The following is a 14,508-nucleotide window of genomic DNA, read 5'->3' on the forward strand; positions in this document are numbered from 1 at the left end:
TTTAAACCACAGCTACTTTTTTCATCTTCAGTTTTAATTCTATAGGAGTTATATTCCTCAAGTTATCTGATACTGGACACCTATCCTCGATGGCAGCTAACCATTTAGTAAGCTCTTCTTCTGTTGCGTCACAATCAGGTTCAATAGAAACCTCAATACCTTTGTATCCTGCTCTATCGTCAAATGAAGTACCAAACAAACGGCTAGGATTTAATTCACCAGCCATTTTAATTTTAACTGCACGAAGCTCTATATCCATTTCTTTCGCAATTACATGAGCCATAACATTAATGCATCCGCAAAATGCTGCAAGAATATATTCTACCGGGTTCGCCCCCTCATCGGTTCCTCCAAGATCTGCAGGTTCATCAATAATAATTTCAAAACCTCTTGCTTTTACTACGGTTTTGGTTGGATTCTCACTATGAGCACTTACTCTAAATTTTAAATCTGACATTTTACTCGCGCTTTTAAGAATTATTTTTAACTATTTAAAAATGCAGTATCTTCTCTGTTCTTAAAATTATTAGCAGATGCATAGATTCACTATATTTGGTGTAATTTAACATCAAGTTTGCGACGATCTACAAATAAAATCAATTTCTAAAATGAATTTAGAATATCAAATCGAGAGGTATCAAACCGATGCTGAGCTAATTAGCGCAAAAGATTGTTTTGAATCTCTTACACCACACCAAAAAGATTTGGTGGAAAAATCCACCACCCGGCTCCAGTTTACAAAAGGAGAAACCATCATTAAACAAGGTTTTGTAGCCTCACACATCCTTTATATCGAAAAAGGACTAGCCAAACTTGATGTAACAAACGATTCGAAACTTTCTACCTTAAAACTATTGAGTAATGATTCGTTTGTAGGTATCATGTGCAGTTTTGCTTGCAAAAGTCTCGACTTTTCAGCCGTTGCATTGGAAGACACAACCATACGAATGATCAATATGGATCTCTTTTTAAGTCTGGTTAAAGAAAATGGTGAATTTGCTCTTAAACTCATGCGTCACATGTCATCGCTCACCAATGATATTATGCACCGAACAAGTCGTATAGCTGGTAAAAATGTTGAAGGATCTTTAGCATTAATTTTGACAGAGCTTAGCGAAATATACAAAAGCCCGCAATTTGTTTTACCGGTCACACGCGTTGGACTTGCTTCGTTAGCTGGATGCTCAAAAGAAAGCGTAATTCACACATTGGCGAAGTTTCACAACGATAAAATAATAGAGGTTAAGGATAAAAACATTACCATCCTAAAACAGGCAAGTCTTGAGCTAATAATAAAAAATGGATAATCTTAACTTTCATTAATCACCTCAAGTATTGAAGCGTAAGTATTTGCTTTAAATTCTGCCAGGTTTTTTATGGAAAGCCATTTTACTTCTTGGATGTCTTCTTCGGTTTGTGGAACAAGTGTTTCAAATCCGGCGTAGCTCATTTCGAACCAATAGGTACGCTTCAGCATAAATTTACCTTTCATCCAATAAGTATGAAAAGTTGAATTCAACTCTTTTTTAATTTCTAAATCAGTAATACCACATTCCTCTTCAACTTCGCGAACAGCCGCCTCACGAACAGATTCTCCTTTTTCAACCTTTCCTTTGGGCAAATCCCATTTCTCCAATCGGTAAATGGCTAGCAATTGATTTTTACTATTATATACTTTCCCTCCAGCCGCTTCTATATAAGAAAAACATGATTTAAAGTGTTCAAAAAGTTGTCCGAAATCATCTGCTACGATGCAAATGGCTTCTTTACTTTCATCTTCATCAAACTGTAGAATAAGACCTTCGAGTGGCTCATCTTCTATCCAAGCATAAACCATTCCTTCGAAATTTAGACTCTCGCTTTTATCTCCTAAAAAAATGATTCGATCTTTAAAAAATACTTTATACATTTGCGGATGATTTTTAAAATGCTTCGGAAAAATACAATCAACTGAATTTCCGCTTTTTGAATTCAATTAACAAACCATAAATCCATTGAAAGAATGCAAAGTACTGCAAAACAAATCGCTGAATACCTTTTGCAAATAAAAGCAATTAAGCTAGAACCTACAAACCCATTCACTTGGGCTTCGGGATGGAAGTCGCCAATTTACTGTGATAATCGTAAAACTTTATCGTACCCAGCAGTTAGAACTGATATTAAAAAAGCTTTTGCAAAGGCTGTTTTAGCTAAATATCCGGATGTTGAAGTTATTGCAGGTGTTGCTACCGGAGCAATCGCTTTAGGTGCATTGGTTGCTGATGAGTTGAATTTACCTATGGTTTATATTCGTTCTGCTGCCAAAGCTCACGGAATGACTAATATGATTGAAGGTGATTTAAAAGCTGGACAAAAAGTTGTTGTTATTGAAGATTTGATTTCAACAGGCGGATCTTCGTTGAAAGCTGTTCAAGCACTTCGCGAAGCAGAATGTAATGTAATGGGGATGTTAGCAATTTTCACGTACGGATTCCAAACTGCTGAGGATAATTTTACAAATGCAAACTGTGTTGTTGATACTTTGAGCGATTACAATACAATGATTGACTGTGCACAGGAAATTGGCTATGTAAAAGCAGAAGATGTAGCTCAGTTGAAAGAATGGCGCAAAGATCCAGGAAGTTGGGGAGTTTAATTCCTTTATTTTCTAATAAAAATAAAATTATAAAGAGAGCATTGAATGCCCTCTTTTGTATTCTAAAGGAGGACGAATAAATGTCGACGACAGAGATTGTTAGTGAAGTAAAAAAAATTCCACATACAGTTAGTGATGTGTACGGATTCTTTTCTGATTTTAGAAAAATTGCTAAGGTATTTGAGTTGGCTTCAGAGAATCCTGAAGTACAAGCTAAAATAGAGGAGCAAACTAATAAAAAGATGAATTTCAAGGATCAAATTGAGCATTGGGAAGCTACTGAAGACAATTGTTCTTTTGTAATTAAAGGTTTTGGTGAAGCGGGTTTACAGTTTGTTGAAAAGGAAAAAAATAAATCTTTAAAATTGACAGGCTACGGTCGTAGCCCTTTCGAATTTTACTTTTGGATTCAACTGATTGAACAAGGACCATATGAAACAAAGGTTCGTTTGACTGTGCATGCAGAGTTGAATGCCATGATGAAGATGATGTTGAAAAAGAAACTTGAAAAAGGAATTGATCAGTTAGCTGAAGGCCTTACCCAAATTCCCTATAGCGCACTGCAAAATATTGAATAAGGTCTCTATTCTTTCACTAAAGCTGTTGAAAAATCGACAGCTTTTTTTGTACCCTCCCAAATTTTGAATAGCTTTGTTTTGAATGAGTCTAAATAATAAGCATAGAGCACTTTCTTTTCTAATCACTTTGGCATTTGTATTGCCAATAGTGATTAAGACTCATCACATGATGTTCCCAAATCACGAACATCATTGTCATTCCTGCGTAAGTCATACTGCCGACTTAAAGGATATATGTGAGATTCAAGAGTTTGATTATTTTCATTTTACGCCAGCAAATACAACAAGTATTCCTACCGTTTCGATTTTTCAATTCGAAACTCCAAAGGTAGAGTCGATTCAAAAATCATACAAGGAATCAATACCTTCCTATGGCTTAAGAGCTCCTCCATTTTCGTAAGTTAAATATGACAATTAGAATGTTGATAAGTATTTATACACTTATCAATTATTTCTATACATTTTAAATTTTCTTACGTGAAACAATATAACTCTGTATTTAATGATACGATATATTTTGGCGATAGTATTACTATTGCCTGTTTATGCCTACTCAAATGTAGAACTAAGCAATAACAAATTAACAGGATCAGTTCTCGATTTAGAAAAAGGAACACCTCTGCCGGGGGTGAGTGTATTTATACCGGAATTGCAAAAAGGAACAGTAACCAATAAAGATGGATCATATACATTGGAGCATCTTCCAGAAGGGAAATTAACGATACAATTTTCTTTTATCGGGTACGAATCAATTATTGAAACTAAACAGATTGAAACTACAAACAATGTGCTTAATGTGGGATTACGATTCACTTCTGTGACAACACAAGATGTTGTGGTTTCTGGTGGTTTTCCATCTGCGCAACACGAAAATTCAATAAAAATATCAGTATTAAACAAAAATAAACTCGAACAATTGGTTTACCCTTCTATTGGTGAAAAACTTTCTACCATACCTGGTGTTGATATAATTTCACGTAGTCCTGGTATTAGCACCCCGGTAATTAGAGGTTTATCTTTAAATAATATTGTTTTTCTTAATAATGGTGTTCGTTTAGAAAACTTCCAGTTTTCTACCGATCATCCATTTCTAATTAATGGGCAAGGAGCAGATCATGTTGAGGTAATTAAAGGACCTGCGTCATTACTATATGGATCAGATGCAATGGGTGGAGTAATTAATATTCTACGCGAAAAGCCAGCCCCGGCAAATACAACTCAAGCCGATATTTCCAGCGAATATCATTCTGTATCGCAAGGGCAAAATTACAATGTTGGAGTAAAGTCATCATCTAATAATTGGTTTTGGATGCTTAGAGCAAATCAACAATCACATAAAGATTATAAAGATGGGAATGGTGATTTTGTTCCAAATAGCCGTTTCAATTCGAAAGGATTACAATTAGGTTTAGGGATGATTAAAGATTATGGAAGCTTTAAAGTGTACTATGATTATTTACAACCACAACTTGGTATGACCAATGGTGAATCTTTGGAAGTGGTTAGTTCTGGAAAAAGAAAAAATCATTATTGGTTTCAGGATTTAACACAACATTTGATTTCTTCCAGAAACAGGTTATTTCTTGGGAATTATAAATTGGAGCTAAATGCTGCATATCAATTCAATAACAGACAATTAAAGGGAGACCCTAATTCTACTTTTTTTCGTTTGGTAGATATGGATTTAAAAACACTTACCTACGATAGTAAGCTGTATTTCCCAACTGGAGAAAATACAGAGTTTCTTATCGGCTTGCAAGGAATGCATCAATCAAATAAAAACCAGGAAGCTCCCAACAGGATAGTTCCGAATTCTAAAATTGATGATTTTTCGCTTTTTACATTACTTAAAAAGGAAGTTCATCATGTAGATTTTCAAATTGGTTTGCGTTATGATCATAGATCTTTGTATGTTCCGGAACAAGAAACGGGTGGACATTCTCACGGAGAACCTGAAGAGGAACATGAAGAAGAACATCATGAGGAAGAAGGAGAACACCATGAAGAGGAAATGGTTCATATAAACCGCAGGTTTGATAATTTTAATGCTTCATTAGGAGCAACTTTTCATGTGTCTGAATCTCTACTCATGAGAACAAACTTTGCAACAGGATACCGGGTACCTAATTTGGCTGAACTTTCACAGCATGGTTTGCATGGTAACAGATTTGAAGAAGGAAATACCAGCTTGGATCCTCAAAAAAGTTTAGAAGCAGATTTAGGCGTGCACTATCACACTCACGATCATAATATCGATTTTTCACTTTTCTATAATAAAGTGTATGATTTCATATATTTATCACCAACCACGGAATTGGCGCCGGAAGGAGATGGATTCGTGTATGCATATAATCAACAAGATGCCAAGTTGTATGGTGGAGAGGTATCTATTAATATTGTGCCTGTTAGCTTTTTAAAAGTCCACACGGATTATTCTATGGTAATTGCAAAACAAGATTTGGGAGGGAGATTACCTTTTATACCACAACACAAACTAAACACGAGTTTGAAATTCTTTTGTAAGGGAAATAAAAGCTTTCAGGATCCATTTATAAGTATTGGTTGGAAGTATGCTTTGGAACAAAATCGCCCTGCTCAATTTGAAACAAATACATCTGCCTACCATCTTTTTAATGTTCAGGCGGGTACTTCTTTCAAAATTGGAAAAGTAAATACTAGTTTCTTTGCTGGAGTTAGTAATCTCTTCGATAAGGTTTATACTGATCATTTATCTAGCTTAAAGCCATTAGGATTTTATAATCCTGGTAGAAGTATTAATGTGAAACTTGCATTTAAACTATAGAATATATTGAGGTGGGCTATCTTACAAAGCTCACCTCTTTAAAATTATAAACCCGTTCTTCGTTCTTTACTTTTACGCGAAGTTGTCCAAAATCGGTTATTCCTACAATCTCTCCTTCGAACTCGCCATTTTCATCTGAAAAATGATGACGCTCATTCATCCAATAAAGTACATTCAAATAGTCTTTTTCCAACATCTTCGATTTCCCATCGACCAACTGAAAATATCTTTCTTCGATAGATTCCAGAAGTTTCTCTAATTCCTGATCTAGATCAAATTCCTTATTTGTTAAAATTGCCAGAGAAGTTGGGTTCGGAGCATTCGACACAAAATTGCATTGGTTGATGTTTAATCCTAAACCACAAATACTATGACTGAGTGCAGATCCCATTATCGATTGTTCAATTAAAATACCTGCAATCTTTTTATCTCCAACATAAATGTCGTTGGGCCATTTTACCGAAACATTCTCAATATAAGAACTTAGGTAATCTTTAACACCTAGAGAAATAATCATAGAAACCTGAAATTGATCTTGCGCTAAAATGAACTCCGGGCGAAGTATAAGACTAATGGTAAGGTTTTTGCCACTTTCACTTTCCCAAGTATTTGCTTGCTGTCCGCGGCCTTCTGTCTGGTTTAATGCCATAACGACAGTTCCTCCTGACGGATTTTGCGTTTTGATTAATTCAAGAGCAAAATTATTGGTAGAATGCAATTCGTTTTTACGAATCAACAAATCAGGGGTAAATAATAATCGATTCATTGGTAAAATTTATTAATTTCAATAATCCAAAGGAATTTGAATCACTTTTAAATTGTGATCAATGACAAAATTAATCATTAGCCTGCAGAAAGGCAGCAAATTAATTGATTTTGACACATTCAAATTGAAGCTTTTAAATTATAATAAGTAACAAAATAAAAACGAATCTAGAACAAAATGAATATCTTTCTGTATATCATCTAATTACTACTCTCACTAACAGAGATTAAGATTATAGAAATCTAATTCGAAAACAAATTTTATTCGTTTGAAAAAAAATTATCTTTGTATTTAAAATATTTATATGACAAAAAAGAAGGGAAATGCAACAGAAGAACTTGTTGATGCTATTATTGAAGGATTAAAAGATAAAAAAGCAGTAGATATTGTAAAGATAGATCTTAGAAATATAGATAGTTCTGTTTGCAAATATTTTATTATTTGCCATGGAACATCCACCGCTCACGTTAGTGGTATTACCAATTCGTTACCTGATTTTGTAAGAGAAAAGGTTGACGAAAAATTATGGAAAAAGGAAGGACACCAAAATTCTCAATGGATTCTTTTGGATTATGCTGATGTTGTAGTTCATGTTTTTCAAAAAGAATACAGAGATTTTTATCGTCTGGAGAGTTTATGGGCCGATGCAACAGTAACTAAAATTAAGGAAGCATAGCCAATTCAGTAAATTTTAATTAAAAAGAATGACAGAAAATAATAATCAAAATAAATCTCCTTTCCAGAAAGGAAAGAATGGCAACAACATGCTTAAACCACCAAAATTTAATGCATACTGGTTGTACGGATTAGTTGCCGTAGCAGTTATCGCTCTTAACCTTTTAAACATTGGTCAAACACCGCAAGAAATTAGTTGGCAAAAGGTGAAAAATGAAATGATTCGCAACTCTGATGTTGATCGAATTGTTGTTGTTCGTAACCTTCTTGAAGTAAATGTTTACCTTAAATCGGAAAGTCTGGATAAATATCCTGCACTATTCGAAAGTAGCTTCGATTCTCCATCAAAATCAGGACCGCATTATTTCTTTACAATTGGTTCAATTGAGAATTTACTGAGCAATTAGAAAAAGCCCAAGCGAATGTTTCTGAAATGAACAGAATTGAACCTGAGTATACAACTCATGAGGATTATTTTGGAAATTTTATTGGTTGGATTTTACCCTTTGCCTTAATTATTGGAATTTGGTTCTTCGTATTTAAGCGAATGAGCAAAGGTGCTGGCGGTGGTGCTGGTGGTGGAAATATTTTTAATGTTGGTAAATCAAAGGCGAAAGTTTTTGATAAGGAATCTGATATTAAAACAAACTTTAAGGATGTTGCTGGTTTGGCTGAGGCTAAACAAGAGGTTGAGGAAATCGTAGAATTTCTTAAGCATCCTGAAAACTATACAAAATTAGGAGGTAAGATTCCGAAAGGAGCATTGCTTGTAGGCCCTCCGGGAACAGGTAAAACTCTTTTGGCAAAAGCCGTAGCAGGTGAAGCTCATGTACCTTTCTTTAGTATGTCAGGTTCTGACTTTGTTGAGATGTTTGTAGGTGTTGGTGCAAGTCGTGTTCGTGACTTGTTTAAGCAAGCTAAGGAGAAATCACCATGTATCATTTTTATTGATGAGATTGATGCTATTGGTCGTGCCAGAGGTAAGAATCCTAATATGGGTGCTAACGATGAGCGTGAAAATACCTTAAATCAGTTATTAACTGAAATGGATGGTTTTGATACCAATTCTGGTGTTATCATTCTGGCAGCAACTAACCGTGCTGATATTTTGGATAGAGCATTGATGCGAGCTGGTCGTTTCGACCGTCAGATTCATGTTGAGTTACCAGATTTAAATGAGCGTGAAGAGATTTTTAATGTACATCTTCGTCCTTTAAAACTTGACGAATCAGTAAAGAGCGAATTCTTAGCTAAGCAAACACCAGGTTTCTCTGGAGCTGATATTGCTAATGTTTGTAATGAATCTGCTTTGATTGCTGCTCGTAAGAAGAAAAATGTTATTCAAAAACAAGATTTCCTTGATGCAGTTGACCGTATCATTGGAGGTTTGGAGAAGAAAAATAAGATTATTTCAATTACTGAAAAGAAAACAATTGCTTATCATGAGGCTGGTCATGCAACCATATCCTGGTTGTTAGAATATGCTCACCCATTGGTGAAGGTAACTATTGTTCCTCGAGGAAAAGCTCTTGGAGCTGCATGGTATTTGCCAGAGGAAAGAAGTATTACGACTAAAGAGCAAATGCTTGATGAAATGTGTTCTGCTCTTGGTGGGCGTGCTGCTGAGGAATTGATTTTCGGTAAAATTTCTACTGGAGCTCAAAATGATCTGGAGAAAGTAACCAAGCAAGCAATGGCTATGGTGTCGATCTTTGGAATGAGTGAAAAAGTAGGTAACGTAAGTTACTACGATTCATCTGGACAATCTGATTATGGTTTTTCTAAGCCATACAGTGAGAAAACTGCAGAACTTATCGATAAAGAAGTTAAAATCTTAATCGATGAAAGTTACAAAAGAGCCAAACAAGTGCTTTTAGATAATATGGATAAGCACAGTAAACTTGCTGAATTACTTCTGGAACGTGAAGTAATCTTTAGTGAAGATCTAGAAGAGATCTTTGGCAAAAGAGCTTTTGGAACACCAGAAGGATTAGACGAAAAAAAGATCGATCCTAAAACGGAAGAAGAAAGCAAGAATGAAGACAATGAGACAAAAGCTGTTTAAGCTTTTATTCTCTAACCATACAAATGCTAAATTGCTGGATACATTCAGTAATTTAGCATTTTTTTTAGCCTCAACACTCCATTGAATACTGAATTTGCCACACACGAATTCGTTCAATTGTCAAAAGTGATTAAAAAATACTATTTTTGGAGGCGAATAAGTACACATAAGGATCTTGTGGCAAAAAAGCAGATTCAACTTAAATATATTTCAAGTGGGGAACTTTATCAAGAGAACATTTTCAGGAGCCATATTTGTAGTCATTTTAATTTCAGGAATTTGTTTCCATCCAATTGGTTTTCTGGCTGTTTTTCTTGGAATTTCACTAATGGGGACTTATGAATTTTACAAATTGATTCGCAAAACGGAAGCTTCTCCACAAATTACATTAGGATTAATTTCGGCAGGATTACTATTTCTCTCTTGTTATGCTAGCGCTCATCTCAATATCAAAAGTGTTTTTTTACTATTCACCTTTAGTCTAGTATTACTTCCGATTATTGAAATGTATCGAAAAAAAGAGAAACCTTTTACCAATATTGCATTTACAATTATGGGTTTATGCTATGTGGCTCTTCCCTTTTCTCTTCTCAACTACTTAGCTTTTCCTTTTAACGAACTACAATTTCACTATGAAATCGTTTTGGGCGTATTTGTAATGATATGGGCAAATGATACCGGAGCATATATAGTTGGTGTTAATTTTGGTAAAAACAGATTGTTTGAAAGAATTTCACCAAAAAAATCTTGGGAAGGAAGCATAGGAGGTGCAATTGTTACTTTGCTAATAGCATGGGCTATTTCACAATTCTTTATGGATTTAAATCTAATTCAATGGTTAATCACTGGAGTTATTGTTGTAATATTTGGTTCTCTAGGTGATTTAGTTGAGTCTTTATTCAAAAGAAGTATTAACATTAAAGATTCAGGCACCATTCTTCCTGGACATGGCGGTATACTTGATCGTTTTGATGCAATCTTATTGGTATCTCCAGTAGTTTTTATCTTTTTACAAATCATTCAAGAGTTCTGGAAGTAAATTGAATTGCTAGCGGTTTTAATCATCCATTACTAAAAAAGCAATTCAGAATTCTTAGCTCACGCTCAAAAAATCTTTTTTAATTTCTCTCCTCTTAATTTTTATCGTCTGATCTATAAAAAATCGTAACTTCATGTTCGCGAGTCTGCAACTGTATGTTGTAGCATATCAACTCAAATAAAACAAGCATGGATTTACATATTAAAGATCAACTTTTTGTGGTTTGCGGTGCCACTTCTGGATTCGGAAATGCCGTATTAAACAACCTTATTGGCGATGGAGCAAAGGTAATTGCAATAGCACGTGGGCAAGAACAATTGGATAAGTTAATACAAGCTCACCCAAACTCTATAGAAGTCCTATGCGGTGATATTACCCTATCGGAAACCATTCAACTGTTATTGGATAAAATAGGCAACAGAAAGCTATCTGGAGCATTTATAAATGCAGGTGGTCCGCCGGCAATGAAAACCCTTGAAACAAAATTAGACGATTGGGACAACGCTTATCATCAGCTCTTGCGTTGGAAAGTGGAATTGACTCAAGCATTGGTTCCATTAATGATGAAAGAAAAGTATGGACGAATGGTTTTTCTAGAAAGTGCTTCGGTTAAACAACCTATTGACAATTTGGTATTAAGTACCTCGCTAAGACTTTCAGTAGTAGGTTTTATTAAAACGCTTTCACAGGAAATAGCTGAATCGGGTGTTACGCTTAACATTGTTGGCCCAGGATATCACGAAACACCTGCAATTAATCGATTGTTGGATAAAAAAGCCGAACAAGAAAATATTAGTTCAGAAGAAGCTAAGAATAAAATTGCTTCTGGAATTAAAATGAAACGAATGGGAAACCCAGAAGATTTAGGACAGTTAGCAACTTGGTTGCTCGCTCCGTCCTCTGGTTATATAACGGGACAAACCATTAGTGTAGATGGTGGGCAAATTTTAGGAATTCATGGATAATAGAATTCAATTTAAAAAAAAGAGGAGATAAAATATTTATCACCTCTTTTTATCATCAAATTATGCTTGCCATGTATGGCTACATTTTTGACATGTTGTAGGATTCTTATCTGCTAATAAAGCAAGTAATCCTAATGGAAAGAAACAGATCGCAACAATAATCTGCCATGCTTTGTATCCACCTTTTTTTGTTAGTTCACTACACTTTGGACATGATAAATTTGCCATAATAATTAAATATTTAAGTTAAAAATAAAGTTCTAATCCAGTTTAATAATATGAGAGCAAGAATTATGCTACTACCAATTCTTGAAATTTTTTGAAGTATTATTTTAGTATCTTGTTTAAGAATAATAATTAATCGAATAGGTATTTGAATAACAACAAAGACTCCAACAAGTATGGCCGCATAATTTTGCTGAATACCACTACCTATTTTACCATCACCAAATTCACAAAACGCACGTGTTACTCCGCATGCAGGGCATTCAAATCCAAATACTCTATCGAATAAACAAAAATGTGGTAAGTATGAGAGAAGTTCTAATAATTTATTCCCGAAACTAAAAAAAACAATTACGATCAATAAATTACTAACTAATACACTTACATCGTAACGTATAAATTCATCTATACCTAATAATTTAAGTATCCATCTAGGGATAAATGATATTTCCATTTAAATATATTAGCTTACAATAAAGTGTGCAAAAATAAAAAAAATATATTTGTTGTTAAGTATAAGTGTTGTGAAATAATATTTAAAAATGCCTTTATATTAGTATTTACGCTTTGCACCCTCATACATACTAAATTAAACTTAAGAAATAAACATCACCTTCTCTTACGGAACCAAGTTTGCACTTTTCTTCTTTGAATAGATACTTTAAGTTTAGTTCTCTTTACAAAAACAATTGCTTTCCGATTAAATTTCTGTTTTAGTGTTAATCTTTCCGAAAGAATAAAGTTATTTAACACTTGTGCAAATTCAGGTGTTCGCAAATAACCATACGACTTATGAGGGTTTGAAATTTTATTGATTTGATAGTTATTCTCAACTAGGTAATCAATTGGCTTTACACCAAATCTATTCTCCTTAAAATCATCACCTAATTCATAATTAAGGGCAACCTTATCCAGAATATCAGCAAAATTATACCAGCTTTTTACATTGGGTGGAGTTGCAATCAATGTACCTCCGTTATTACGAACACGTTGCTCATCTGCAAATTTACTAACAACTATAGGCAATCCTAGTGGAGAACCTATCGTAACAAAAGTATGAATTTGAATATGATTAGCTAAAAAACTAAGTACATCGAAAGCAATAATTGAGCCCATTGAATGAGCAATCAACATGATATCGTCCCCTTTGTACTTTTCCAAAACCTTTAATAATCGCAGTCGAATCGATTCTTTAATTTTGTTAGCTGATTCTTCATTTGATTCACTCTCCTCCTGATAATAAGTCTGGAGATCCTGAAAATAGTTTCCTAATATGACATCCGTAATAAAAGAATAATTCAAGCTAAAGTCTTCATTCAAAAGGAACTTATTCAACTGTCTATTCACAAAATTCACAACCTTCTTTCTTGTATCATGATTTTCCCTCACGAATAGCTTTGGTCGTCTCACATAAATTTCATCTAAATAGTAAGGACTGTCCTCATTTTTTTCGAACTGATTTAGTGGCTGATCGTGAAGAATATCTGCCCAATAAACCATTTCATACTTCGGTAAGTTTGCTTTGTAATTGTTGCTTTTTAAACCTTCAATCATAGCACGCTCCCACCACCGTTCCAGTAAGTTCTTTGGAGGTTTGTTTCCTAAACCATGAATTTCAATAATCACATTTGCCATAGCGCGCAGAAGCTATTTAAAAGAGTAAGACAATGAAAATACATTAGAATATTTTGCCACGGATTGGTCTCCAATATCAGTTAATGCATAATCTAAACGAAAGTTTTTGTAATTGATTCCTAAGCCTAAGTTTGGCTGAAAGGTCCAACTCGTACTTTGATCGAAATCTGTTTCCTCCTGAAAGTTACTTACGCCTGCACGCAGGTAAATCAGATTTTTAAAAGAAGCTTCAAATCCCATGTGAGGATCGATACTAATTGGATCAGCCTGCACCAATACATTTCGTTTTCCATCGAATGTTAAATCAGCATCAAATTCCGCTAACAAAGAAAATTTATCTGATATCGGGAATTCTCTACTAACAGCTAAAATCAGTCTTGGCAAAGTCAATTCTGTAGAATTTGTAGGAATCTCATTTCCTGTCGTATTGAAAACCTCCTCCAAATTATCAGTTTTAAATACCCAGGCATTAAAAGTCGAACTGGCATCACGCAGTAATGCTCCCATTTGCCATTTTCCTCTCTTATATTTTACCGCAGCATCAATTCCAAAACCATAGGCCGATGCAAAATCACCTGTATGGCGATAAATCAACTTGACGTTACCTCCAATAGACAAACCTTCAATCTTAGTTTTCTTAGCATAGGAAAATAAAAAGGCATAATCTGATGCTGAAAATGTAGTAACTAAATCGTATCGAATATTTCCATCCTTATCGATTAACTCCAGCGTATTGGGAATATCATCAACCCCATATCGAATGATACTTAAAGCCAAAGTACTTTTCTCATCCAATTTTATTCCCAGCCCTACATAGTCGTAAGCTGCCATACCAGCAAAGTATTCAGCATGCATGGCTGATAGTTCATATTTTTTCTTTAAATCGACAAGGCTAGCGGGATTCCAGTAAGCTGATTCAACACCTTTTTGAGAAGCTACAGCCACATTTCCCATTGCGAAAGCTCTTGCTCCTACACCTACGGAAAGAAATTCATTACTATATTTTGGTGCTGATGTTTGGCCAAACAAATTACTGGTAAGGCACAAACAGATTAAACTGACTATTATTCGTGATAAAAATTTCTTTTTCATGGAAAGGTAAAAATAGTATGCTTTTTTTAA

The 14,508-nt window shown here is 34.5% G+C and carries 17 protein-coding genes; 10 read left to right on the forward strand and 7 right to left on the reverse strand.

Going from position 1 to position 14,508, the window contains the following annotated elements; genetic code table 11:
- Position 1: 1 nt before the first annotated feature.
- Entirely contained in the window at positions 2 to 457 is a 456-nt protein-coding gene (locus tag L3049_RS09235) for an OsmC family protein (RefSeq protein ID WP_275109515.1), read from the reverse strand.
- Between the two features lie 151 nt (positions 458 to 608).
- On the opposite strand from L3049_RS09235, the gene L3049_RS09240 reads away from it, so the two are divergent.
- On the forward strand, positions 609 to 1,307 hold the full coding sequence (locus L3049_RS09240) for a Crp/Fnr family transcriptional regulator (RefSeq protein ID WP_275109516.1): 699 nt from the start codon (positions 609 to 611) through the stop codon (positions 1,305 to 1,307).
- 2 nt (positions 1,308 to 1,309) lie between these two features.
- Here L3049_RS09240 and L3049_RS09245 read toward each other — a convergent pair whose 3' ends face one another.
- Positions 1,310 to 1,909: an NUDIX domain-containing protein gene (locus tag L3049_RS09245; protein ID WP_275109517.1), complete on the reverse strand. Its 600-nt coding sequence runs from the start codon at positions 1,907 to 1,909 to the stop codon at positions 1,310 to 1,312.
- Positions 1,910 to 2,002: 93 nt separating this feature from the next.
- Between L3049_RS09245 and pyrE the strand changes: the two genes are divergently transcribed.
- From pyrE to L3049_RS09265, 4 genes are all read left to right on the forward strand, one after another.
- Positions 2,003 to 2,635, forward strand: a complete 633-nt coding sequence (pyrE, locus tag L3049_RS09250) for an orotate phosphoribosyltransferase (RefSeq protein ID WP_275109518.1) — start codon at positions 2,003 to 2,005, stop codon at positions 2,633 to 2,635.
- Between the two features lie 80 nt (positions 2,636 to 2,715).
- Positions 2,716 to 3,213, forward strand: a complete 498-nt coding sequence (locus tag L3049_RS09255) for a hypothetical protein (protein ID WP_275109519.1) — start codon at positions 2,716 to 2,718, stop codon at positions 3,211 to 3,213.
- An 82-nt stretch (positions 3,214 to 3,295) separates the two neighbouring features.
- The gene (locus L3049_RS09260; protein WP_275109520.1) at positions 3,296 to 3,613 is read left to right on the forward strand and encodes a hypothetical protein; all 318 of its coding nucleotides are present in this window, start codon (positions 3,296 to 3,298) and stop codon (positions 3,611 to 3,613) included.
- Positions 3,614 to 3,715: 102 nt separating this feature from the next.
- On the forward strand, positions 3,716 to 6,016 hold the full coding sequence (locus L3049_RS09265) for a TonB-dependent receptor (protein WP_275109521.1): 2,301 nt from the start codon (positions 3,716 to 3,718) through the stop codon (positions 6,014 to 6,016).
- A 16-nt stretch (positions 6,017 to 6,032) separates the two neighbouring features.
- On the opposite strand, the gene L3049_RS09270 is transcribed toward L3049_RS09265, so the two are convergent.
- Entirely contained in the window at positions 6,033 to 6,782 is a 750-nt protein-coding gene (locus L3049_RS09270; RefSeq protein ID WP_275109522.1) for a biotin--[acetyl-CoA-carboxylase] ligase, read from the reverse strand.
- A 304-nt stretch (positions 6,783 to 7,086) separates the two neighbouring features.
- On the opposite strand from L3049_RS09270, the gene rsfS reads away from it, so the two are divergent.
- The 5 genes from rsfS (at position 7,087) to L3049_RS09295 (ending at position 11,526) form a co-directional block, all read left to right on the forward strand.
- Positions 7,087 to 7,458 (forward strand): ribosome silencing factor, encoded by a 372-nt coding sequence (gene rsfS, locus L3049_RS09275; protein WP_275109523.1) that lies wholly within the window; start codon positions 7,087 to 7,089, stop codon positions 7,456 to 7,458.
- Between the two features lie 28 nt (positions 7,459 to 7,486).
- The gene (locus tag L3049_RS09280; RefSeq protein ID WP_275109524.1) at positions 7,487 to 7,864 is read left to right on the forward strand and encodes an ATP-dependent metallopeptidase FtsH/Yme1/Tma family protein; all 378 of its coding nucleotides are present in this window, start codon (positions 7,487 to 7,489) and stop codon (positions 7,862 to 7,864) included.
- Between the two features lie 26 nt (positions 7,865 to 7,890).
- On the forward strand, positions 7,891 to 9,522 hold the full coding sequence (ftsH, locus tag L3049_RS09285) for an ATP-dependent zinc metalloprotease FtsH (RefSeq protein ID WP_275109525.1): 1,632 nt from the start codon (positions 7,891 to 7,893) through the stop codon (positions 9,520 to 9,522).
- Positions 9,523 to 9,736: 214 nt separating this feature from the next.
- Positions 9,737 to 10,561, forward strand: coding sequence for a phosphatidate cytidylyltransferase (locus L3049_RS09290; protein ID WP_275109526.1), 825 nt, complete (start codon positions 9,737 to 9,739; stop codon positions 10,559 to 10,561).
- Between the two features lie 188 nt (positions 10,562 to 10,749).
- Complete coding sequence (locus L3049_RS09295; RefSeq protein WP_275109527.1) at positions 10,750 to 11,526, forward strand: SDR family oxidoreductase; 777 nt, start codon at positions 10,750 to 10,752, stop codon at positions 11,524 to 11,526.
- Between the two features lie 60 nt (positions 11,527 to 11,586).
- On the opposite strand, the gene L3049_RS09300 is transcribed toward L3049_RS09295, so the two are convergent.
- The 4 genes from L3049_RS09300 to L3049_RS09315 form a co-directional block, all read right to left on the reverse strand.
- On the reverse strand, positions 11,587 to 11,754 hold the full coding sequence (locus L3049_RS09300) for a hypothetical protein (protein ID WP_275109528.1): 168 nt from the start codon (positions 11,752 to 11,754) through the stop codon (positions 11,587 to 11,589).
- Positions 11,755 to 11,767: 13 nt separating this feature from the next.
- A complete protein-coding gene (locus L3049_RS09305; protein ID WP_275109529.1) occupies positions 11,768 to 12,205 on the reverse strand; it encodes a DUF2752 domain-containing protein in 438 nt (145 codons plus the stop codon).
- A gap of 155 nt (positions 12,206 to 12,360) precedes the next feature.
- Complete coding sequence (locus L3049_RS09310) at positions 12,361 to 13,386, reverse strand: alpha/beta hydrolase family protein (RefSeq protein ID WP_275109530.1); 1,026 nt, start codon at positions 13,384 to 13,386, stop codon at positions 12,361 to 12,363.
- A gap of 12 nt (positions 13,387 to 13,398) precedes the next feature.
- Positions 13,399 to 14,478, reverse strand: a complete 1,080-nt coding sequence (locus tag L3049_RS09315; protein WP_275109531.1) for a putative type IX sorting system protein PorV2 — start codon at positions 14,476 to 14,478, stop codon at positions 13,399 to 13,401.
- Positions 14,479 to 14,508: the final 30 nt, after the last annotated feature.

The organism is Labilibaculum sp. DW002 (genome assembly GCF_029029525.1).
Taxonomy (GTDB): Bacteria; Bacteroidota; Bacteroidia; order Bacteroidales; family Marinifilaceae; genus Paralabilibaculum; species Paralabilibaculum antarcticum.

What these genes read in the sequence shown, in the direction of transcription:
- L3049_RS09235 (WP_275109515.1), bottom strand. Translation starts at nt 457, where the DNA reads ATGTCAGATTTAAAATTTAGAGTAAGTGCTCATAGTGAGAATCCAACC.
- L3049_RS09240 (WP_275109516.1), top strand. Translation starts at nt 609, where the DNA reads ATGAATTTAGAATATCAAATCGAGAGGTATCAAACCGATGCTGAGCTA.
- L3049_RS09245 (WP_275109517.1), bottom strand. Translation starts at nt 1,909, where the DNA reads ATGTATAAAGTATTTTTTAAAGATCGAATCATTTTTTTAGGAGATAAA.
- pyrE (WP_275109518.1), top strand. Translation starts at nt 2,003, where the DNA reads ATGCAAAGTACTGCAAAACAAATCGCTGAATACCTTTTGCAAATAAAA.
- L3049_RS09255 (WP_275109519.1), top strand. Translation starts at nt 2,716, where the DNA reads ATGTCGACGACAGAGATTGTTAGTGAAGTAAAAAAAATTCCACATACA.
- L3049_RS09260 (WP_275109520.1), top strand. Translation starts at nt 3,296, where the DNA reads ATGAGTCTAAATAATAAGCATAGAGCACTTTCTTTTCTAATCACTTTG.
- L3049_RS09265 (WP_275109521.1), top strand. Translation starts at nt 3,716, where the DNA reads ATGATACGATATATTTTGGCGATAGTATTACTATTGCCTGTTTATGCC.
- L3049_RS09270 (WP_275109522.1), bottom strand. Translation starts at nt 6,782, where the DNA reads ATGAATCGATTATTATTTACCCCTGATTTGTTGATTCGTAAAAACGAA.
- rsfS (WP_275109523.1), top strand. Translation starts at nt 7,087, where the DNA reads ATGACAAAAAAGAAGGGAAATGCAACAGAAGAACTTGTTGATGCTATT.
- L3049_RS09280 (WP_275109524.1), top strand. Translation starts at nt 7,487, where the DNA reads ATGACAGAAAATAATAATCAAAATAAATCTCCTTTCCAGAAAGGAAAG.
- ftsH (WP_275109525.1), top strand. Translation starts at nt 7,891, where the DNA reads ATGAACAGAATTGAACCTGAGTATACAACTCATGAGGATTATTTTGGA.
- L3049_RS09295 (WP_275109527.1), top strand. Translation starts at nt 10,750, where the DNA reads ATGGATTTACATATTAAAGATCAACTTTTTGTGGTTTGCGGTGCCACT.
- L3049_RS09300 (WP_275109528.1), bottom strand. Translation starts at nt 11,754, where the DNA reads ATGGCAAATTTATCATGTCCAAAGTGTAGTGAACTAACAAAAAAAGGT.
- L3049_RS09305 (WP_275109529.1), bottom strand. Translation starts at nt 12,205, where the DNA reads ATGGAAATATCATTTATCCCTAGATGGATACTTAAATTATTAGGTATA.
- L3049_RS09310 (WP_275109530.1), bottom strand. Translation starts at nt 13,386, where the DNA reads ATGGCAAATGTGATTATTGAAATTCATGGTTTAGGAAACAAACCTCCA.
- L3049_RS09315 (WP_275109531.1), bottom strand. Translation starts at nt 14,478, where the DNA reads ATGAAAAAGAAATTTTTATCACGAATAATAGTCAGTTTAATCTGTTTG.